The sequence below is a fragment of the Kitasatospora sp. cg17-2 genome, from assembly GCF_054031055.1.
On the sequence record NZ_CM132923.1, the window covers coordinates 1,122,761 to 1,142,569 of the forward strand.

Sequence of the window (19,809 nt, forward strand, 5' to 3'; positions counted from 1 at the left end):
CCGGAGGGCGCCACCGGTGACGCGCGTCACAGGAACCGGCCGGGCCGCTCGGACAAGGCATGACGTGAACCATCCGCACTCCCGGCTCCGAGCCGGGGACCCCGAAGCATTTCGCGAGCTCTTCCGGGAGCACTCGTCCCTGGTGTACCGCCATGCCGTGCGTGTGACCGGGAACTGGGCGCTCGCCGAGGACGTGGTGTCGCTGACCTTCCTGGAGGCCTGGCGCCTGCGCGGGAAACTGCGCGACGAGGGCGACAGTCCTCGGCCCTGGCTCATGGGCATCGCCGTCAACGTGCTGCGCAACACGACACGTGCCGCTCGCCGCCACAACACGGCGATGGCCCGGATGCCCGTGGCCGATCCGGTGCCCGACTTCGCCGACGAACTCGTCGGCCGGATGGCCGACTCCGAACAGCTCGCGGCCGCCCGGAAGGCCCTGGGGCGGCTGCGGCGTTCGGAGCGCGAGGTCTTCGCGCTCTGTGTCTGGTCCGGGCTCGGCTACGCGGAGGCGGCCGCCACCCTCGGCATACCCGTCGGGACCGTGCGCTCGCGCCTCTCGCGGGCCCGCACCCGGCTGCGCAAGCTCGCGGACGACGAACTGCGCGCGGCGAAGAAGGACGCCGCGAGGAACGCCCCGAAGAAGAACACGGAACCGCTCCCGATCCCCGGACAAGTACAGGGCGGCCGCAGCATCGCGGCCCGGCCGCACAAGGAGACGCACCGATGATCCGCAACCCGTGGCGGCACAACGAACCGCTCGACCACGCGGAACTGGCCCGTCTGTTGCCGCCGCCGGCCGATCCCCGCCTGGCGGCCGACCGCCAGGACCTGCTCGAGGAGTACCTGATGAGCGAGATCCACCAGTCCGACCACGCCCCCGCGGGCGCGGCGGCCCCCGCAGCCTCCCCGGCGCGGCGGCGGCCGCTGCGCCGCGCCGTGCTGTTCGCCACCCCCGTCGCCGCAGCCGCCGCCCTGGCCGTCGTGGTGTCCGTCGGCGGCGCGCCCGGCACCAACACCGTGGCCGCCCCCGCGCTGGTCAAGGCTCCGGTCGTGCAGATCGAGGAAGGCAGCACCGTGCAGCTCGCCTCGACGGTCCGCGAGATCGCCGCCGCGGCGACCGCGCGCACCACGCCCCAGCCGGGACCGGGCCAGTTCGTCTACATCAAGAGCCGGGTCTCCTTCATGTCCACCCGGAACAACGTGGACACCGGGGAGTCCACCACCTGGGTCCAGCCGCTGCACGACCGCGAGGTGTGGAAGTCGCCCGACGGCACCAAGGGCTGGCTGGACGAGCCGGGTTACCAGGACAAGGGCGGCATCACCCTGGACAACAAGGAGCCGCGCAAGCAATCGACCTACCAGTGGCTCGCGGCCCAGCCGAGCGACCCCGACGCGCTGTTGAAGTCGGTCTACGCGACGGTGAGCGGCGACCGGGACCACGACCAGCAGGCGTTCAGGGAGATCGGTTCCCTCATCCGCGAGCAGCTCGTGCCCTCCGCCCTCGCGGCCTCGCTCTACCAGGCCGCCGGCCGGATCCCGGGCGTCGTGGTGGTCGAGCACGCGCAGGACGCCTCCGGTCGGGACGGGATCGCGCTGGCACGGCTCGACCCCCAGACCGGCGAGCGGTCGGAGTGGATCTTCGACCGGGAGACCCACCAGTACCTCGGCAGCCGCGGTGTGCAGGTCCGGGAGTTCGACGGCGTCAAGCCCGGCACCGTCGTGGAGCAGACGACCATCGTGACCCGGGCGATCGTCGACGCGAAGAACCAGCGTCCCGGCGCCGGACAGGCCACGGTCTGACGGTTCGAAGACCGGTGACCCGCCGGGTCACCCGTTCGGGCAGTGCCCCGTCGTGCCCCGCCGTGTCCCGCTCCGGCGGCGCGGCGGGGCACCGATGCTGGCCCTGGCACGGCCCGACCGGGCCTGCCGCCGGCCCCGAGCCGTGGTCCGGCGGGTACCGAACGAATTGGGTGAGTGTGATGTCCCGACTCCTGCTTTCCAGGGCCCTGCGGGCGGCGTGCGCGGCGGTGGTCCTGGCCGCCGGTCCGGCGGCGGCCGCCGACACGTGCGCGGCCGGCGCGGACCTCGCGGTCTCGGCCGCCGACCCCGCCCCGGTGGCCGACGGCGGCTCCACCCTGCTGCACCCGGTGGTGACCAACGCCGGGGGAACCGCGACCGCCGTACCGTTCACGCTGTACGTGCACCTGCCGCCGGGGGTGGTGGGCAGCGGGACGTCCTCCGGCGCGGCCTGTTCCACGCTGCCCTTCGGCCACACCGTCGCCTGCGCCGTCCCGGCCGGCCTGGCGCCGGGCGCCTCGGTCACCGCCGAGGTGCGGATCTCGGTCGCCTCCGGCATGGACCCCGAGGTGCTGGACGGCACCGTCGAAGCAGAGCTCCCGGACGACCCGACGCCGGGCAACAACAGCCGCACGTTCAGGATCACCATCGTCTGATCCCTCGCACCCTGTGCGCGCGCCGCTCCGCGACGGGAGGAGTAGGAGGCGGCGGCGTAGCACCCACCCTCTCTGCCGTCAACACCCGCTCTGCACACGACAGATGGCCGAAAGCAGGACAGCACGGGGGCCGATTCACTACGGTCGTCCTCACGACAGCGGCACCGGCGGCCCCGGACTCGTGGTCGGCGCGACCCGCCGGGTGGGACGGCAGGGGGTGGCATGGCTCAGGCACGGAGGCGTCCGTCGCGTGCGGAGGCGGTGCGGCAGCGCACCGGTGCTCAATTCATCGGCCGCAGAGCGCAACTGGCGCTGTTCGTGGACAATCTCGCCCGCGACCCGGACCCGGACTCCGGGCCGGATCCGGCGGACTTCCTGTTCCATGTGCGCGGCGTCGGCGGGGTCGGCAAGTCCACGCTGCTCGCCCAGTGGCGCGAGGCGGCGCGGCGGGCCGGTGCCCTGACCGCACTGGTCGACGAGACCGATGTGCACGGCGTCGGCACGGCCCTCACCGCGCTCGCCCGCCAGCTCGCCGAACAGGCCGGTCCGCTGCGGGAGTTCGACAAGGCCCTGGAGCAGTACCGGCGTTCGCTCCAGGCCGCGGCGGACCGCGAGCCGGAGCAGCCGCCCGGCGGGGAGGGCGCGTCGCTGCCGACCCGGCTGGTGACCCAGGCGGCTCTCGGGGCGGCCTCGGTACTGCCGGGCGCGGGCGTGGTCGCGGCACTGGCGAACCCGGACGCGGTGGCCCAGGGCGCCGAGCGCCTGATCGCGGGGGTGCGCCAGCGCCGGCGCGGCGGCGACGTCGAGGAGGCCGCGCTGGGCCGGGCCTTCGTCGCCGAGCTGTCCCGGCTCTGCGACCGCGACCGGGACCACGGCCGGGACCACGGCCGGGACCGTGACGGCAACCGGGGCCGGGACCGCCGGCCCTGGATCGTGCTGTTCCTCGACACCTGGGAACTGACGGGCCGTTATCTCGACGGCTGGCTGCGGGAGATCCTCGACGACGCGTTCGGCCCGTTGCCGCTGGAGGTGGTGTTCGTGCTGGCCGGCCGGGACGAGCTGGCCGAGCGCGAGTGGGCGCCGTGGCGGCCGGTGCTGGTGGACGTGCCGCTGGAGGTGTTCACCGAGCAGGAGGCCCGTGACCTGCTGACGGCGCGCGGGGTCACCGATCCGCTGGTGGTCGACGCGGTGCTGCGGATGTCGATGCGGCTGCCGCTGCTGGTCGCGCTGCTGGCGGCGGCGGATCCCGGCGCGGTGGAGGAGGTCGCCGACGTCGGCGCCGACATGGTCGACCAGGCGGTGGTGCGCTTCCTGCAGTGGATCCCCGAACCGGAGCGCCGGGACACCGTGCTGGCCGCCGCGCTCCCGCTGCAGCTGAACCGGGACCTCTTCGCCTGCGCCGTCCCCGAGGCCGAACCGGCCGTCTGGGACTGGCTGTCGGTGCAGCCCTTCGTGACCGGGCGCGGCGACTTCCTGCAGTACCACGCGGTGGTCCGCACCAGCATGGTGCGCCGCCGCCGGATCCACACCCCGCGGGAGTGGACGGCCGCGCACACCCGGCTCGCCGAGCACCACGCCGCGGCGCGGGCGGCGGTCGAGTTGTACCTGCCGGCGGCCCGGCGCGTCGCCGACCCCCGGTGGCGGCGGCAGTTGCTGAACGAGACCTACCACCTGCTCTGCTCCGATCCGCTGGCCCGGCTGCCGCGCGCCCTGGAGCACACCGCGCGCACCGCCGGGGACGCGCCGGACGCGCTGGCCTCGTGGGCGGAGATGCTCGGCCAGGCCGCGCAGGACAGCGACGACGCGGAACTGACCCGCTGGGCCCGCCGGATCCACGCGGCGGCGGCCGGCGAGCAGCCGGTGCTGGCGGTCCTGGACGTACTCGCCGGTCCCGGTCTGCCGGTCCGGGTGCGGGCCTGGGCACTGACCCACCGCGGCTACCAGTACTTCGTCGAGGACCGGGACGACGACGCCCTCGCCGACCTCGACCAGGCCGTCGCGATCGCCGCCGACCTGCCGCAGGCCCTCGCCTACCGGGGGCGTGTGCTCAACTGGCACGGCCACCACGAGCAGGCGCTGGCGGACTTCACGGCGGCGCTGGCCCTCGACCCGGAGTACGCCTGGGCGCTGTCCCGGCGCGGCGAGGCCCGGCAGTTGGCCGGGCTGACCGAGGAGGCGATGGCCGACTTCACGGCGGCGCTGGCGCTCGACCCGGACGACGCCTGGGCCCTGGGTTCGCGCGGCCAGGCGCACCGGCTGGCCGGGCGGTTGGACGAGGCGGTCGCCGATCTGACCGCCGCCATCGTGCTGGACCCCGAGTACGCCTGGGCGTTCACCCAGCGCGGCGAGGCGTTCCGGACGGCCGGGCGGCTGGCCGAGGCGGTCGCGGACTTCACGGCGGCGATCGCGCTGGATCCCGGTGACGCCTGGTCGCTGAGTTCACGGGGCCAGGCCCTGCGGCAGGCCGGGCGGCTGGACGACGCGGTCGCCGATCTGACCGCCGCGCTGGCGCTCGGCCCGGACAACGCCTGGGCGCTGGCCGAGCGGGGCGAGGCGCACCGCCAGGCGGGCCGGCCCGAGGAGGCGGTGGCGGACTTCACGGCGGCGATCGCGCTCACTCCGGAGCACGCGTGGGCGCTGGGCTCGCGCGCCCAGGCGCACCGCCAGGCGGGCCGGCTGGACGACGCGATCGCGGACTTCACCGCCGCGCTGGCGCTCAACCCGGAGTACGCGTGGGCGGTCGGCGAGCGGGGCGAGGCGCACCGCCAGGCGGGCCGGCTGGAGGAGGCGGTGGCGGACTTCACCGCCGCGCTGGAACTGGACCCGGGGTACGCGTGGGCGCTGGCGGAGCGGGGCGAGGCGCACCGCCAGGCGGGGCGGCTGACCCAGGCGGTGGCCGATCTGACCTCGGCGCTGGAGCTGGACCCCTCCGACGTGTGGGCGCTGCGGGCGCGCGGGCAGGCGTTCCGGCAGGCGGGCCGGCTGGACGACGCGATCGCGGACCTGACGGCCGTGCTGGCGATCGACCCGGAGTACGCCTGGGCGTTGGCGCTGCGCGGCGAGGCGCACCGGCTGGCGGGGGACCTGGAGGAGGCGATCACCGATCTGAGTGCCGCGCTGGCGCTCGAACCGGACGACCCCTGGGCGCTCGGTTCCCGGGGGCAGGCGCGGCGGCAGGCCGGTCTGGTGGAGGAGGCGATCGCCGATCTCACGGCGGCGGTCACCCACAATCCGGACTACACCTGGGCGCTGGCCGAGCGCGGTCAGGCGCACCGGCAGGCCGGGCGTCCGGCGGAGGCGGTCGCCGACCTGTCGGCGGTGCTGGCCCGTGATCCGGCGGACCTGGCGGTGCGGTGCGCGCTGGTGGCGGCGTACCGGCACGACGGTCGGTTCGAGGAGGCGCGGGCGCTGCTGGCGGAGGTGGCGCCCGGGCTCGCGGCGTCGTCGACGGTGCTGGTGGAGGTGGCGGTGCTGCGGCTGCTGACGGAGGGGCCGGCGGGTGCGGCGGACGCCTGGGACGCCTTCCTGGAGTGCCCGTACGAGGACCCGCGGGACCCGTTCGAGCCGGCGGTGCGCAAGCTGCTGCACGGTCTGGTCGCCGGGGACGTGCAGCCGGAGGAGCTGGCGCGGGCGTTCCTCGCGGTGCCGGGGGCCGGGGCGGCGCGGGCCGATGTCTGCCTCTATCTCGGTGAACTCGCGTGCGCCGGGGCACCGGTGGGGGAACGGGCGGCGGCGGCGCTGCGGATCCTCGGGTAGCGGCGGCGGACCCGGGAGCGGCCGGGCGGAGGGAGGGTGGACGGCCGCGTGGACGGCCGGAAGGTGCTCGGGCAGGTGGTCGGCCGGGTTGCCCGTTCGGGCAACCGGTTTTTAGGGGTTGCCACCAGAAACGATCATTTGGGTAGATTCATGATCGACTCATTGACCGGCTCACGGCCGGTCGACCTGCGCTTCCGTGTCACCCCGAGAACAGGATCCCGATGCCGAACCCCAGCTCCGCCGTGAGCCGTCGCACGCTGGTGACCGCGATCGGCGCCACCGCCGCCGCGATCGCCACCGCCCCGGCCGCGCACGCCGCCGCGCCGAGCACCCCGGCCTCGCCGGTGACCCCGGCCGCTCCGGCCGCGCCCGGCACCCAGGCCGCCCGGACCGTGACCGTCCCGGCCACCCGCGCCCGCTCCGCCGCCGGTCGCGCCGCCGCCGGTGTGCGGACCGACTTCCCGATCCAGTACGTCGGCGTCAGCTGGGACGGCCCCCGCCGCGGCGGCGCCATCCGGCTCCACCACGAGGAGACCGGCCCGGGCGCCTGGCAGCCGATCGCCACCGGCTGCGCGGGCGGCCCCGACCTCGCGGGCCCCGCCGCGAAGGCCGCCCCGGCCGCGACCGTCGCGACCGCGCTGGTCACCGCCGACGGCGCGGTCGGCTACGACCTGCGGCTGCCCGACGGCGCCACCAACCTGCGCTCCACCGCGCTGGACACCACCACGGGCCCGGCCCGCACCAGCACGCTCGCCCCGACCACGCCGGTCACCCTCTGCGGCGTCGAGTACCTGAGCCGCGCCGCCTGGGGCGCCGACGAGTCCAAGCGGTTCAAGAACGGCGTGGAGAACTCCCCCGCCAAGTACTACCCGCTGCAGACCCTGACGGTGCACCACACCGACACCCCGAACGCGGACCCGGACCCGGCCGCCACCGTGCGGGCGATCTACGAGTACCACGCGATCACCAACGACTGGGGCGACATCGGCTACCACTTCCTCATCGACGAGGCCGGCCGGATCTACGAGGGCCGCTGGTCCGGTGACGACGGCGTCCCCGGCTTCGACGCCAACGGCAACGCGGTGACCGCCTTCCACACCGCCGGCTTCAACTCGGGCAACCTCGGCATCGCGCTGCTGGGCACCCTGGTCAACCAGCAGCCCACCGCCAAGGCCCGGCAGTCGCTCGCCCTGGTGCTCTCGCTGGCCGCCCGCACCCACGGGCTGGACCCGCAGGCGCACGTGACCTTCGTCAACCCGGTCAACGGCGTGACCAAGCCGGTCGACCTGATCAGCGGCCACCGCGACTGGCTGGCCACCGACTGCCCCGGCGGCGTCTTCTACGCCACCCTCCCCGCGCTGCGGGCCGAGGTCGCCGCGCTCTGACGGGCGCTGCGCACCGACCGGTGCGACCGGTCGTCCTCGTTCGGGGCCCCGGGTGCTCCCGGGGCCCCGAACGGGCGCCGGGAGCACCTCCCGCACTCAGGCGTGCCCGACGTCCGCCGCGTCGGCCAGGCCCAGCAGTTCGACGGCCCGCTCCCGCATCTCCACCTTGCGGACCTTCCCGGTGACCGTCATCGGGAACTCCTCCACCAGGTGCACGTAGCGCGGCACCTTGTAGTGCGCGATCCGGCCCGCGCAGTACTCGCGCAGTGCCTCCGCGGTCAGCTCGGGCGCGCCGGGCCTCGGCCGGATCCAGGCCATCAGCTCCTCGCCGTACTTGACGTCGGGGACGCCGACCACCTGGACGTCCAGGATGTCCGGGTGGGTGTGCAGGAACTCCTCGACCTCGCGCGGGTAGATGTTCTCGCCGCCCCGGATCACCATGTCCTTGAGCCGGCCGGTGATGTTGAGGTACCCCTCCTCGTCCATCACCGCGAGGTCGCCGGTGTGCATCCAGCCCTCGGGGTCGACCGCCTCCGCCGTGCGGTCCGGCTGGTCCCAGTAGCCGAGCATCACCGAGTAGCCCCGGGTGCGGAGTTCACCGGGGGTGCCGCGCGGCACGGTCAGGCCGGTCTCCGGGTCGGCCACCGCGACCTCCAGGTGCGGGCCGACCCGGCCGACGGTGGACACCCGCCGCTCCAGCGGGTCCTCGGCCCGGGTCTGGGTGGAGACCGGGGAGGTCTCGGTCATGCCGTAGCAGATGGACACGTCCCGCATGCCCATCCGGTCGACGACCTGCTTCATCACCTCGGTCGGACACGGCGAGCCCGCCATGATCCCGGTGCGCAGACTGGACAGGTCGAACTCGGCGAAGCCCGGGTCGTTCAGCTCGGCGATGAACATGGTCGGCACGCCGTAGAGCGAGGTGCAGCGTTCGGCCGCCACCGCGCGCAGGGTGGCCGCGGCGTCGAAGGCCGGGGCCGGGACCACCACGCAGGCCCCGTGCGAGAGCGCCGCCAGGTTCCCCATCACCATGCCGAAGCAGTGGTAGAACGGGACGGGCACGCAGATCCGGTCCGCCTCCGTGTAACCGCACGACTCCCCGACGAAATAGCCGTTGTTGAGGATGTTGTGGTGCGAGAGGGTGGCGCCCTTGGGGAAGCCGGTGGTGCCCGAGGTGTACTGGATGTTGATCGGATCGTGGGCACCGAGTCCGGCGCCGACGGCCGCCAGCCGCTCCCGGTCGCCGCGCTCCCCCGCCGCCGCCAGCTCCCGCCACTGCGGCGTGCCGATCAGCAGCACGTCCCGCAGCTCGGGACAGCGCGGTCCCGCCTCGGCCAGCATGGCGGCGTAGTCGGAGGTCTTGAAGCTCGGCGCGGCCACCACCGTACGGATCCCCGCCTGCCGCAGCACGTACTCGACCTCGTGCGCCCGGTAGCCCGGGTTGACGGTCACCAGGATCGCGCCGATCCGGGCGGTGGCGTACTGGGTGAACACCCACTCGGGGCAGTTCGGCGCCCAGATGCCGACCCGGTCGCCGACCCCGACGCCGAGGCCCAGCAGCCCGAGCGCGATCCGGTCCACCTCCGCCGCCAGCTCCCGGTAGGTCCAGCGGCGCCCGCTCGGTAGGTCCACCAGTGCCTCCCGGTCGGGGAACGCGGCCACCGCGCGGTCGAGCGCGACGCCGATGGTGTGCTCCAGCAGCGGCACCGAGGTACTGCCGGCGCTGATGCTGGGAGCGGGCACGGCGGCGGGGGCGGGCACGGGAGAGGGCGGGGTCATGGCAACGGCTCCAGGACTCGTCCGGGCAGAAGGCGACCGAGTCTACGCAGACCACCACCCCCCGTCACCCGGTTCCGCCGCCCCGCCGCGGGCGGGGCGGCGGAGCGGGCGAGGAGCGTGACCCGGGGTCAGGCCGGGGTGCCGTCCTGCACCGGGGCGGCACCGGCGGTCCCGGTGGACTCCCGCACGGCGGCGGACTCCTGGACCGCCGGGGCCGGCGGCGCCGGGACGGTGGCGGCCACCGCCGCGGCGGCCAGTGCCACCCCGCAGCCGATCAGCAGGCCCACCCGGAAGCCGGTCTCGGAGGGCAGCACGTGCCCGCCCACGGTGGTGGTCAGCTGGGCGAGCACGACGCCCACCACGGCCGCGGAGACCGAGGTGCCGAGCGAGCGCATCAGGCTGTTGAAGCTGTTCGCCGAGGCCGTCTCGGAGAGCGGCACCGCGCTCATGATCAGCGCCGGCATCGCGCCGTAGGCGAGGCCCACACCGGCGTTGCAGATCAGCGTCACCATCAGCACGCCCCAGGTGGACCCGATCAGCAGCATCGACAGTCCGTACCCGGCAGAGATCGCCAGCGCACCGGCGACCAGGGTGAACTTGGGGCCGCGCGCCGCCGAGAGCCGGCCGCCGAGCGGCGAGACGACCATCATCATCAGGCCGGACGGCGCCATCCACAGCCCCATCGCGAGCATCGACTGACCCAGGCCGTACCCGGTCGCCGCCGGCAGCTGGAGCAGCTGCGGGACGATCAGCGCCTGCGCGTACATCCCGAAGCCCACCAGGACGGACGCCGCGTTGGTCAGCAGCACCCTCGGCCGGGCGGTCACCCGCAGGTCGACCAGCGGCTCGGCGAGGCGCAGCTCCCACGCGCCCCAGGCGAGCAGCAGGACCACTGCGGCCGCGAACAGGCCGAGCGTCGTCCCGTCGGTCCAGCCCCAGTCACCGCCCTTGGAGACCGGCAGCAGCAGGCAGACCAGGCCGGCGCCGAGGCCGAGCGCCCCGACCGCGTCGAAGTGTCCGCCGGCCGGGCGGGTGGTGGGCGCGGGCACCAGGAGGCGGATCATCACCGCGACCGCCACGGTGAGGACGGCCGCGCCCCAGAACAGCGCCCGCCAGCTGGTGTACTGGGCGACGGCCGCCGAGATCGGCAGGCCGAGGCCGCCGCCGATGCCCATCGAGGCACTGACCAGGGCGATCGCGGAACCGAGCCGCTCGGGCGGCAGGACGTCGCGCAGCAGGCTGATGCCGAGCGGCACCACGCCCATGCCCATGCCCTGGAGGCCGCGTCCGGCGATCATCGGCAGCACCGAGGAGGTCAGCGCGCAGATCACCGAGCCGAGCAGCAGCGGGGCGCAGCAGGCCAGCAGCATCCGCCGCTTGCCGAACAGGTCGCCGAGGCGTCCGCTGATCGGCACGAACACGGCGGCGGAGAGCAGGGTGGCGGTGATCACCCAGGAGGCGTTCGAGGGGGAGGTGTCCAGGATCTTCGGCAGCTCGCCGATCAGCGGGGTGACCAGGGTCTGCATGATCGCGGCCACCGTACCGGTGAGGGCGAGGGTGGCGACGACTCCCCGGGTCCGGTCGGGGGCGGTGGTCTGTGGGGCGGCCATGGGCGGGGGCTCCTCGGTTCCGGGGCAGGAGGTGCGTTCATATGCAGAGTACACATGATGTGTATCGTGCACATCACCCACCATGGGCGACCGCCTGCGATACTGTGCGCAACCATCGCAGGTCAGCGCCCCGGAACCAGGGACGGGAAGGACGGCATCATGAGCGGGCCCACGGACGAGGTGGCGTTCGAGTACATGGTGCTCAGCCGGCACCACTACCTGAGCCCGGCCGGCGCCCGGCCGGAGGGCAGCCGGCTCGACCGCAGCGCCTACATCCTGCTCAGCCGGATCCGGATGCAGGGCCCGATGTCGATCGGCGAACTCAGCGACGCCTTCGGACTGGACGCCTCCACCCTCAACCGGCAGACCGCCGCGATGACCCGGGCCGGGCTGGTCGAACGGATCCCCGACCCGGACGGCGGGGTGGCCCGCAAGTTCCGCACCACCGAGGAGGGCGAACGCCGCCTCGACGAGGACCGCGCCGCGCACGCCCACGCCCTCGACCTGGTGATGGCCGACTGGCCCGCCGAGGACGTCCGGACCTTCGCCGACTTCCTTCGGCGCTTCAACACCGGGATCGAGCGCCTCGACGGCCGGCCCTGGCCCCGCCCCTGACCCACCGTCGCCGGGCGCTCCGGCCCGACGGACCCCCGCCCGCCCCACCAGGAGCCCCGACCCGATGGACCGCCCGCAGACCCCCGCCCTCCTCCTCGACGCCCTCGCCCCCGCGCATCCGGCCGGCATCCTCGACGCCGCCGAGCGGGCCGAACGACGCGGCGCGGACCGGCTGGTGGTCTCCGAGACCGCCTACGACCCGTTCCTGCAGCTGGCCCGCGCCGCCGACCGCACCAGCACCCTCGAACTGGCCACCGGCGTGGCGGTCGCCCTCGCCCGCACCCCGATGACGCTCGCCTACCAGGCCTGGGGCCTGCACGCGGCCTCCGGCGGCCGGGCCGTGATCGGGCTCGGCTCGCAGGTCAAGCCGCACATCGAGAAGCGCTTCGGGATGCCCTGGGACCGGCCCGCCGCGCGGATGCGCGAGTACGTGCAGGCGGTGCGGGCGATCTGGCACAGCTGGCAGACCGGCGAGCGGCTGCGCTTCCGGGGCGACTTCTACACCCACACCGTGATGACACCGGTCTTCGCCCCTGACCCGATCCCGGCCGGGGTGCCGCGGCTGCTGCTGGCGGGGGTCGGCCCGCTGATGGTGCGCGCCGCCGGGGCGGTCGCCGACGGCTTCCTCAGTCACCCGTTCACCTCGGTCGACTACCTGACCCAACAGGTGCTGCCGGCGCTGGCCGAGGAGCGCGGCGCGGCCGAGGCGGCGGGCGCGGCCTGGACCGGGCGGCCGTTCGAGATCGTCGGGAGCGTGCTCACCGCGACCGGGCGCACCGAGGAGGAGCTGCGGGCCCACCGCGCGTCCGTCCGGGAGCGGCTCGCCTTCTACGCCTCCACGCCCGCCTACCGCCCGGTGCTGGCCCAGCACGGGTGGGAGGACCTGCACGAGGAACTGCACCGGCTGTCGCTGCGCGGGCGGTGGCCGGAGATGGCCGCGCTGATCGACGACCGGGTCTTCGACACCTTCGCCGTCTCGGGCACCGTCGAGGAGGTCGCCCGGGAGATCCACCGCCGTTACGCGGGTCTGGCGACCAGGGTCTCGGCCAGCCTCCCCGAGGACGCCGACCCGGACCTCGGCCTGGACGTCCTGGACGCGCTGCGCGCCCTGGACGGCCGCCCGGCACCGTACTGACGGGGCCGGGGCGGCTACGCTCCGCAGTCGGCCCGGGAGGGCGGTCCGACCGGAAAACCGGACGCGCCGTATGCTTCGGCCGCGCCACCCGCCCTACGGGTGAAGGACGGTGACCGTGCCTCAGCCCGCGTCGGCCCCGGCGCCCTCCGGGCCGGCGGCGTCCGCCACCTCACGCGCCGTCGCCTCCCGCGCCGCCGCCTCGCGCGTCGCCGTCATCTCGGCGTAGACCCGGGCGCCCCGGTCCGGCGCCAGGTCCAGGGAGGCGAGCACACCGGGCACCGCCACGCTCGGCATCAGGTGCCGGTACAGCGTCGAGACCCGGACGGCCAGGTCGGCGCGGCCGGTGAAGCGCTGCGACTGGAGCTGCACGCCGACCCAGGAGGCCGTCATCAGCCCGGCCGTGTCGGCGGGCACCACGTGCGGCAGCAGCTCGCCGCGCTCGCCCGCGTCGACCAGCAGCCGCTCCAGCCGGGAGATCCAGCCGGGCGCGGCGTCGATGCCCATCTGCTTGTCCGCGCCCTGGTCCACCGAGAGCCGGACGGCCGCGCTGACCAGCGGGTCGATGGGCACCAGATGCGTGACCACCATCCCGGTGTCCACGAACTCCTGGAGCTTGCAGGAGCGCTCCGGCACCGCCTCGGCCTCGAACTGCCCCTCGATCACCCCTTGCGCGAGCTCCCGCTTCGAGGCGAAGTGGAAGTAGACGGCACCGCGCGTCACCCCGGCCCGGGCCACGACCTCCCCGATGGTCGCCCGCTCGTAGCCGAACTCGTCGAACACCGAGGCCGCGGCCTCCAGAATCAGCCGCCGCGTCCGCAGCGCCCGTTCCTGTCGCACCACCCCGACCACCCCCACCACACCAGCACCGAAACAAAACCAAACAGCCCGTATCTTACCCGGGGCGCGGGACCGCCCCGACTGCCGTCCCGGCGGGGACGCCCGCACACGGGCTGTCAGAGAATACCGACCGTGCGGTCCGACCCCCCGCGGGAGCCTGCCCCGGGGCACACCTCCCTGGCATGCTCCGGGCGAACTCCCCGGCGGTGACCGGCCGGAGAGGACCGACCCCGGCTGCCCCGGACCCCGGCCGCTCACCCCGTCTCCGCCCGGTCCAGCACCGCGACCGCCTCGACCTCCACCAGCTGGTCGTGGTACCCGAGCACCGAGATTCCCAGCAGGGTGCTCGGCACGTCGTGGCTGCCGAGGTACTCGCGGTAGACGTCCCACACGGCCACCAGGTCGCTCTGCCGGGAGGAGGCCACGTACACCGTGGTGCGCACCACGTCCGTCAGCGCGGCACCCTCGTCCTCCAGCACGGTGACGAGGTTCCGCATCACCTGGTGGGCCTGCCCCGCGTAGTCGCCCACCGCCACCGTGCGCCCCTCCGCGTCCAGCGGACAGGCCCCGGCCAGCCAGAGCGAGCGGACCGGCACGTCGACGGCCGCCGCGTAGGCGTAGTCGACGGCCCGGGTGAGCCGGTGGTTGCGGATCAGCCTGACGGCGCTGCTCATGGGTGCCTCCCGGACGGTCGTTCGGTACTGTCGGAGCCATCGTTCGAAGCCGGGACCCGGACCGTCAATCGATTTACCGCGCCGCCCCGGACGCCCCGGGCCCCGCCGGCCAGGAATTCACCTCTGCGGGTGATGGCGGCACGGCGGCCCAGGCCGGGATCCTGGTGGTTCGCCGACGACCGAAGGGGCTGCCGTGCCGTTTCCGCACACCACCGGGGGTTGGGGCCGCCGCGGACTGCTGGGGGCCGCCCTGGGGGCCGCCCTGGCCCCGCTGGGGGCCGGTTCCGCGGCCGCCCGCCCCCGCGAGGAGGATCCGGGGCTCTCGCTCGGCCTCCGGGTCGCCGCCGTGGCGACCGCGCAGATCGGCGTGCCGTACGCCTGGGGCGGCGGCGACCGGCTGGGGCCGAGCCTCGGCTTCTGCGACGAGGAGAACGGCTACCTGGACGGGAAGTGCCTGGGCGAGAGAACGACCGGCTTCGACTGCAGCGGCCTGTCGCTGCACTGCTGGTACCGGGCGAGCGGCGGAGCGGTGGAGCTCGGCCACTACACGGTCGCCCAGTTCCACCGCTCCGCCCCGGTCGACCGGTCCGAACTGCTCCCCGGCGACCTGCTGTTCTTCTCCCGCCCGGACGCGCCGCTGCACCATGTGGGCCTCTGGGCCGGTGACGGCGCGATGATCCACGCGGAACGCACCGGCACCCTGGTGGCCCGGGTCGAGGGCGTCCTCGACCTGCCGCGCTGGGCCCGCGAGTTCGCCGGCGCCCGCCGCCCGCAGCCGCGCGACCGTCAGACACTCCCCTCGGGACCTCGCCGCACCGGCCCGTGACCTCCCGGTGCCGCCCGGCCCTTGCCGCCCCGGGCGGACCCGGGCCGGCCCGGGTCCGCCGGGGGCGCTAGCCTCCGGGCATGACCGCATCACCGCACTCCCGCCGGACCGTCACCCGGCTCGTGGACGGACGCGTCTGCGCCTACGACCTGGCCGCCGAGGACCGGGGTCCGCTGTCGCCCGTCCTGGTCTGTTCGCCCGCTCCCGGGGACGAGGTCGTCGACCACGCCGTCGCCGCCGACCTTCGGCGTTGCTACTTCACGACCCCGGACGCGGTCGTGTGCGTGGCACCGGACGGCGTCGAGATCTGGAGGTCCGGGCTCGAACCGGAGTCGGCCCCGCGGTACGGACACCGGCCCGGCTGTGTCCTGTCGCCGGACGGACGCGTGCTCTGGGTCTACCGCCCCGACGTCATGGCCGGCCGCGGCCGCCCCGACCAGTGGGTCGCCCTGGACGCCGGCTCCGGGGCCGTCGTCGCGCAGGCGGACCTCCGGACCGCCGGGCACGGCGGAGCGCAACTGCCGCACGCGGCCAGCGGCCAGGTCCTCCTCAACGTGGGCGAAGGACAGGACGGCACGGCCGTCTACCGCGCCTCACTGACCGGGACGGGGAGCGGGACGGGGAGCGGGACGGGGAGCGGGACGGGGAGCGGGACGGGGAGCGGGACGGGGACCGGGACGGGGACCGGGCTGGACCTCTTCCAGTACCCCTGGGACGACCGGTGCCTCATCGACCTGTCGCCGGACGGCCACCGGTTCATGACCGTCAACCACGACCAGGGCGACATGGCCGTCCACGCGTTCCCCGGGGGCGAGGCGGTGTTCACCCTCTCGGTCGACGCCTTCGGACACGACCCGGGCGACGCCTGTCTGGAATGGTCCGGCGGCCATCTGGACCCGGACACCGTCATCGTCACCGTCGTCGGCGAGACCGAGGACGAGGAGGACTGGTTCCGCCACTACCGCGTCGACGCGCGCTCCGGCCGGGTCCGCGGCGAGTTCGACGCACGGGGGAAGGACCCCTACGACATCCACCCCCTCGGCGACGGCACCTGGCTCACCACGGACCCGTCCGGACACCCGGTCCGCTGGACCGATTCGTAGGACGCCGCCCCGCGCCCTCGGGGGTCGGCCGGATCCGGCGGCGACCAGGCTCTCCGTGTCGGAGGCGGCCGTTATCGTGCACTCGGCAAGATCGAGTACGAGTGGGGCGGTCACAGATGGAGCGGGGATCGGGGACGGTCGTCGAGGTGGAGTACGCGGAGAAGTGGGATCCGGCTTCCCGTACCGCCGGGCGGGTGCTGTCCGTCGAGGAGGCGCGGGCGCGGGACGCCGAGGGACTGCCGTACGCGGTGCTGCTCCGGGCGCCGGGGAGCGCGGTGCCGACCGAGGTGCGGCTGGTGTCGTGGGGCGCGGGCTCCGTCGAGGTGTGGGCGTACGACGAGCAGGGCCGCCGGACGCTCGAAGCGGAACTGAGCCTGCTGGTCGACGAGGAGTGGCTGCTGAACCGACGCACGATCAGCTGGCGCTACCCGGATCCGGTGACGGCGGACTCCGCCCAGGACTGCCCTCGTACCGTGGTGGACCTCTTCTCCGACGGTACGGGGCGGATCTCGCACCAGCCCGAGGGCATGCGGGGCTCCTCGCTGGAGGCCGTGCTCACGGTGCCGGAGGAGCGACTGTGGTCGGCCCGGCCGGAGTTCGGGACGTGGCGGCCGCTTCGGGGCGACGAGCACCTGCCCGACTGGGTGCGGGCGCAGGTGGACGCCGCCGGGACGCCCGGGGCTTCCGTGCCGTGGCGCCGGCAGCCGTCCAGGATGTTCTCGTCCGTCGACTTCGATGCCCTCTTCCGGCCCGGCACCCGGATGTCCGGTCCCTACGACGACGAGATGACCGTCGTGGAGCCGAGGCGGACCGGCACCCTGCACGTGCCGAGCGGCCGGCTGGCCGTCGACTGCCCGCTGGACGACGACGGGCCGCACTTCAGCATCGCCGTCCCGCCGGGCGTGCACGTGCTCGACGAGGCGCGGGCCGTCTCCCCCGACGGCCGCGAGTCGCCGACAGCGGTCCGGGTACGTGTCGGGGAAGCCCCGGTCGTGTCCTGGGAGATGGCCCTCAGGCCGTGCGACGACACCAGGCTGCTCGGGGAGGGCGAGGCGTACGGGTTCGGTACGGACGGCGCGACGGGCGCCTTCGCCGATGCCGCGGCGTGGGGCCCGCTCCAGCGGCTCTCCCGGCAGCCGAGGGCGGACAACGACCCGGAGGCGTGGAGGTACGACGACGGCTCCGTCTACTTCCTCCACACCCGCGAGCCCGGCTCCGGCGCCGAACTGGTGGCGTTCGCGGTGAGCTCGGACGGGGTCCATCCCACCTGGGTGGGGCGGTCGGCAGACGGGGACGTGGTCGCTGTGGTGGTGCTGGTCGAGGAGATGCCCGACCTTCCGGCCCTCTGAGCCCCTGGTTCCGCTGGTTCCGCTGGGAGCGCTGGGAGCGCTGGGACCAGCGGGACCAGGGACGCGCCGGTGGACGCTCCTCCCCGCACAGGCGGGGGCCGGCGTCGGGCATGCTCCCGCGCAGACGTCGCGTCGGCAGTCAGGAGCCGGCTTCGGCGGGGAAGAGGGCGTCGAGCCGGGGTGTTCCGGTCCTCGCTGCGGCCGCCACGGCGGCGATGCCCTCCTCGGGGTCCGCCCAGGTCTCCTGGACGGCGTCCAAGGCCTCGTCGAACGCCTCCGGGCAGTCGCCCGGCCGACCCGTCAGATCGTCGAAGACCTCCCGCGCCGCATAGTCGAGCTCCTCCCACTCCGGCCACTCGTCGTCGTGCCACTCCCGCAGGGGCCGCCCCACCAGGGCCCGCACCTCGGGAACGTCCGCGAGGGCGTCCGGGTCGGCGAGCACCGCCCCGTACGTCTCCCGCCCCTGGGCCACCAGCCAGAGCGCGAAGTAGTCGAAGCCGTCGTCGGAGCACAGGCCACCCTCGATCCGGTCCGCCGCCGACCAGAGCGCGCCCGTGGCAACCGCCGCGCACGCGGCTTCCAGACGGGCCTGGAACTCGACCGCCTCCGCGGCCGAACCGAGCCGCAACGCCCCGCGCAGCCACTCCAGCCGTTCGCGGCGGCCGCCGGGGCGACGGCTCAGCCCGTCCATGAGCGCCCAGAAGGTCTTGTCGTCCATGCCGCACAGGATCGCAGCCGGCACCGACACACCGGGCCCGCAAGGGATCGGGCGCTGGACCTCGGCCCGGCGTCGGACGGTCGGCCGGGGCGCGCGGGTGTGACAGGGACTCAGGTGTCGTCGGCGGTGGGCCGGGCGGTCCCGGGGCCGCCGGTGCGGAGCGCGGACCTGGTCGTACGGCGGACCGCAGCGGATCACGGGGTGCCCGGGAGCTCCGCGTGGATCCGGGCCAGCAACTCGTGCAGGACCCCGCGTTCCGCGCCGGTCAGCGGGGCCAGCACCTCCTCCTGCACGGCCAGCGCCTCGGCGCGCAGCTCGGCGAGCAGGGCGCGGCCGGCGTCGGTGACGGTGACCGAGAGCCGGCGGCGGTCGACGGTGTCCCGGGCCCGTTCGACGTACCCGGCGAGGGCCAGCTGGTCGGCGACCTTGGCCATGTCGCTGGCGTCGACCCCCAGCCGCCGCACGAGGTCCCGCTGCGCGTGCGGGCCGAAGTCGGCCAACGCGGCGAGCACCGCCATGTCCCACAGCCTCAGCCCGCGCCGGGCGAGGCGTTCGGCGAGCCGGGAGCGGGCCGCCTTCCCGGTCCGGGACAGCAGGTAGGTGCTGAGGTCCAGCAGGGTCGGCGGGGTCGCCAGGGCGGACGACGGGCCGTCGGGAGCGGGCGCGGGGACGGAAGGGGTGGAGGCGGGTTCCTCTGGGGCCATGGGAGAAGTCTAGGGTGCGACCCTATAGTGGGAGCAGACCCATAATTCTGGAACGATAACGACCCCGGACCCGAGGCGAGGAATGCCGACCATGGACGCCCCGTACCACCGCCTGCTCGTCGCCGACTTCCCCGCCTGCTACGGCTTCTACCGGGCCGTCCTGACCCCGCTGACCGGCGCCGTCCCGGTCAAGGGAAGCCCCGACGGCCCCTACGCCACCTGGGACCTCGACGGCCGGGCCGTGCTGTCGCTGTTCGACCGGGGTCTGCTGGCCGCCGCCGTCGGCACCGCCGCGCTGCCCGCCGAACCGGCCGCCGCCACCCAGGACGGCGCCGTGCTGGTGTTCCGGGTCGAGGACGTCGGGCAGGCGTTCGACCTCTGTCTGCGGCACGGCGGCCGCCCCGTCGTCGGCCCCACCGACCGCCCCGACTGGGGGCCGGGTCTGCGCACCGCCCATCTGCGCGACCCGGAGGGCCGGCTGATCGAGCTCCAGTCGTACTGAGTTCAGCCGCGCGCGCGGCGCAGCATCCGCTGTGGCAGGCTGCCGGCGGTCCAGTAGCCGTCGAGGATGCGCAGCAGGCCCTCCGGGTCCCGCATCACCTCGGCGATCCGGTCGCCGTGGGCCTCCGCGAGGGGGTCGCGGTCGACCGTGCGGCGGTCGGCGGAGGTGAAGGAGGAGGAGTAGGCGTGGCAGGCCGGGCACCAGAGGTAGTTGATCATCGACGGTCCGCTGCGGCCGAACTCCTCGTGGTGGTAGGAGCGCAGGCCCGCGTGGTCGCAGACCGGGCAGACGCGCTCGGTCACCGGTAGGTCGAGCTGGTCGCGGAGTGCCTCACGGTGGTTCTCGTCGTACGGCCGGGCCATC

The 19,809-nt window shown here is 74.7% G+C and carries 18 protein-coding genes; 11 read left to right on the top strand and 7 right to left on the bottom strand.

Annotated features, from left to right (window positions below; genetic code table 11):
* Positions 1 to 64 precede the first annotated feature (64 nt).
* The 5 genes from ACW14Y_RS04425 (at position 65) to ACW14Y_RS04445 (ending at position 7,594) form a co-directional block, all read left to right on the top strand.
* Positions 65 to 727 carry an RNA polymerase sigma factor gene (locus ACW14Y_RS04425; RefSeq protein WP_380310202.1) on the top strand — a complete coding sequence of 221 codons (663 nt, stop codon included), beginning with the start codon at positions 65 to 67 and terminating at the stop codon, positions 725 to 727.
* On the top strand, positions 724 to 1,800 hold the full coding sequence (locus tag ACW14Y_RS04430; RefSeq protein WP_456985932.1) for a CU044_5270 family protein: 1,077 nt from the start codon (positions 724 to 726) through the stop codon (positions 1,798 to 1,800). The genes ACW14Y_RS04425 and ACW14Y_RS04430 overlap by 4 nt, the downstream gene beginning before the upstream one ends.
* Before the next feature lie 179 nt (positions 1,801 to 1,979).
* Positions 1,980 to 2,453, top strand: coding sequence for a hypothetical protein (locus tag ACW14Y_RS04435; RefSeq protein ID WP_456985933.1), 474 nt, complete (start codon positions 1,980 to 1,982; stop codon positions 2,451 to 2,453).
* 222 nt (positions 2,454 to 2,675) lie between these two features.
* A complete protein-coding gene (locus ACW14Y_RS04440; protein WP_456985934.1) occupies positions 2,676 to 6,209 on the top strand; it encodes a tetratricopeptide repeat protein in 3,534 nt (1,177 codons plus the stop codon).
* Between the two features lie 221 nt (positions 6,210 to 6,430).
* A complete protein-coding gene (locus ACW14Y_RS04445) occupies positions 6,431 to 7,594 on the top strand; it encodes a peptidoglycan recognition protein family protein (protein ID WP_380386760.1) in 1,164 nt (387 codons plus the stop codon).
* Positions 7,595 to 7,690: 96 nt separating this feature from the next.
* Here ACW14Y_RS04445 and ACW14Y_RS04450 read toward each other — a convergent pair whose 3' ends face one another.
* Entirely contained in the window at positions 7,691 to 9,373 is a 1,683-nt protein-coding gene (locus tag ACW14Y_RS04450; RefSeq protein WP_456985935.1) for an AMP-binding protein, read from the bottom strand.
* A 128-nt stretch (positions 9,374 to 9,501) separates the two neighbouring features.
* Positions 9,502 to 10,983 (bottom strand): MFS transporter, encoded by a 1,482-nt coding sequence (locus ACW14Y_RS04455; RefSeq protein ID WP_456985936.1) that lies wholly within the window; start codon positions 10,981 to 10,983, stop codon positions 9,502 to 9,504.
* Between the two features lie 159 nt (positions 10,984 to 11,142).
* Here ACW14Y_RS04455 and ACW14Y_RS04460 point away from each other — a divergent pair, with 159 nt between their 5' ends.
* Both ACW14Y_RS04460 and ACW14Y_RS04465 read left to right on the top strand, forming a co-directional pair.
* On the top strand, positions 11,143 to 11,598 hold the full coding sequence (locus tag ACW14Y_RS04460) for a MarR family winged helix-turn-helix transcriptional regulator (RefSeq protein ID WP_380311137.1): 456 nt from the start codon (positions 11,143 to 11,145) through the stop codon (positions 11,596 to 11,598).
* 64 nt (positions 11,599 to 11,662) lie between these two features.
* A complete protein-coding gene (locus ACW14Y_RS04465; protein ID WP_456985937.1) occupies positions 11,663 to 12,733 on the top strand; it encodes a TIGR03617 family F420-dependent LLM class oxidoreductase in 1,071 nt (356 codons plus the stop codon).
* A gap of 120 nt (positions 12,734 to 12,853) precedes the next feature.
* Here the strand turns inward: ACW14Y_RS04465 and ACW14Y_RS04470 are convergent, their stop codons facing one another.
* Both ACW14Y_RS04470 and ACW14Y_RS04475 read right to left on the bottom strand, forming a co-directional pair.
* Positions 12,854 to 13,573: a ScbR family autoregulator-binding transcription factor gene (locus ACW14Y_RS04470; RefSeq protein WP_380311141.1), complete on the bottom strand. Its 720-nt coding sequence runs from the start codon at positions 13,571 to 13,573 to the stop codon at positions 12,854 to 12,856.
* Positions 13,574 to 13,824: 251 nt separating this feature from the next.
* A complete protein-coding gene (locus ACW14Y_RS04475) occupies positions 13,825 to 14,244 on the bottom strand; it encodes a RidA family protein (protein ID WP_456985938.1) in 420 nt (139 codons plus the stop codon).
* A gap of 193 nt (positions 14,245 to 14,437) precedes the next feature.
* Between ACW14Y_RS04475 and ACW14Y_RS04480 the strand changes: the two genes are divergently transcribed.
* From ACW14Y_RS04480 to ACW14Y_RS04490, 3 genes are all read left to right on the top strand, one after another.
* Positions 14,438 to 15,070, top strand: a complete 633-nt coding sequence (locus ACW14Y_RS04480; RefSeq protein WP_456985939.1) for a C40 family peptidase — start codon at positions 14,438 to 14,440, stop codon at positions 15,068 to 15,070.
* Positions 15,071 to 15,150: 80 nt separating this feature from the next.
* On the top strand, positions 15,151 to 16,173 hold the full coding sequence (locus tag ACW14Y_RS04485; protein WP_456985940.1) for a hypothetical protein: 1,023 nt from the start codon (positions 15,151 to 15,153) through the stop codon (positions 16,171 to 16,173).
* Between the two features lie 116 nt (positions 16,174 to 16,289).
* A complete protein-coding gene (locus ACW14Y_RS04490; RefSeq protein ID WP_456985941.1) occupies positions 16,290 to 17,522 on the top strand; it encodes a DUF4241 domain-containing protein in 1,233 nt (410 codons plus the stop codon).
* A 139-nt stretch (positions 17,523 to 17,661) separates the two neighbouring features.
* Here ACW14Y_RS04490 and ACW14Y_RS04495 read toward each other — a convergent pair whose 3' ends face one another.
* Both ACW14Y_RS04495 and ACW14Y_RS04500 read right to left on the bottom strand, forming a co-directional pair.
* Entirely contained in the window at positions 17,662 to 18,240 is a 579-nt protein-coding gene (locus ACW14Y_RS04495; RefSeq protein ID WP_456985942.1) for a DUF4240 domain-containing protein, read from the bottom strand.
* A gap of 194 nt (positions 18,241 to 18,434) precedes the next feature.
* The gene (locus tag ACW14Y_RS04500) at positions 18,435 to 18,944 is read right to left on the bottom strand and encodes a MarR family winged helix-turn-helix transcriptional regulator (RefSeq protein WP_456985943.1); all 510 of its coding nucleotides are present in this window, start codon (positions 18,942 to 18,944) and stop codon (positions 18,435 to 18,437) included.
* A gap of 91 nt (positions 18,945 to 19,035) precedes the next feature.
* Between ACW14Y_RS04500 and ACW14Y_RS04505 the strand changes: the two genes are divergently transcribed.
* Positions 19,036 to 19,446, top strand: a complete 411-nt coding sequence (locus tag ACW14Y_RS04505) for a VOC family protein (protein WP_456985944.1) — start codon at positions 19,036 to 19,038, stop codon at positions 19,444 to 19,446.
* 2 nt (positions 19,447 to 19,448) lie between these two features.
* On the opposite strand, the gene ACW14Y_RS04510 is transcribed toward ACW14Y_RS04505, so the two are convergent.
* Positions 19,449 to 19,808, bottom strand: a complete 360-nt coding sequence (locus ACW14Y_RS04510) for a hypothetical protein (protein ID WP_456985945.1) — start codon at positions 19,806 to 19,808, stop codon at positions 19,449 to 19,451.
* Position 19,809 lies beyond the last annotated feature (1 nt).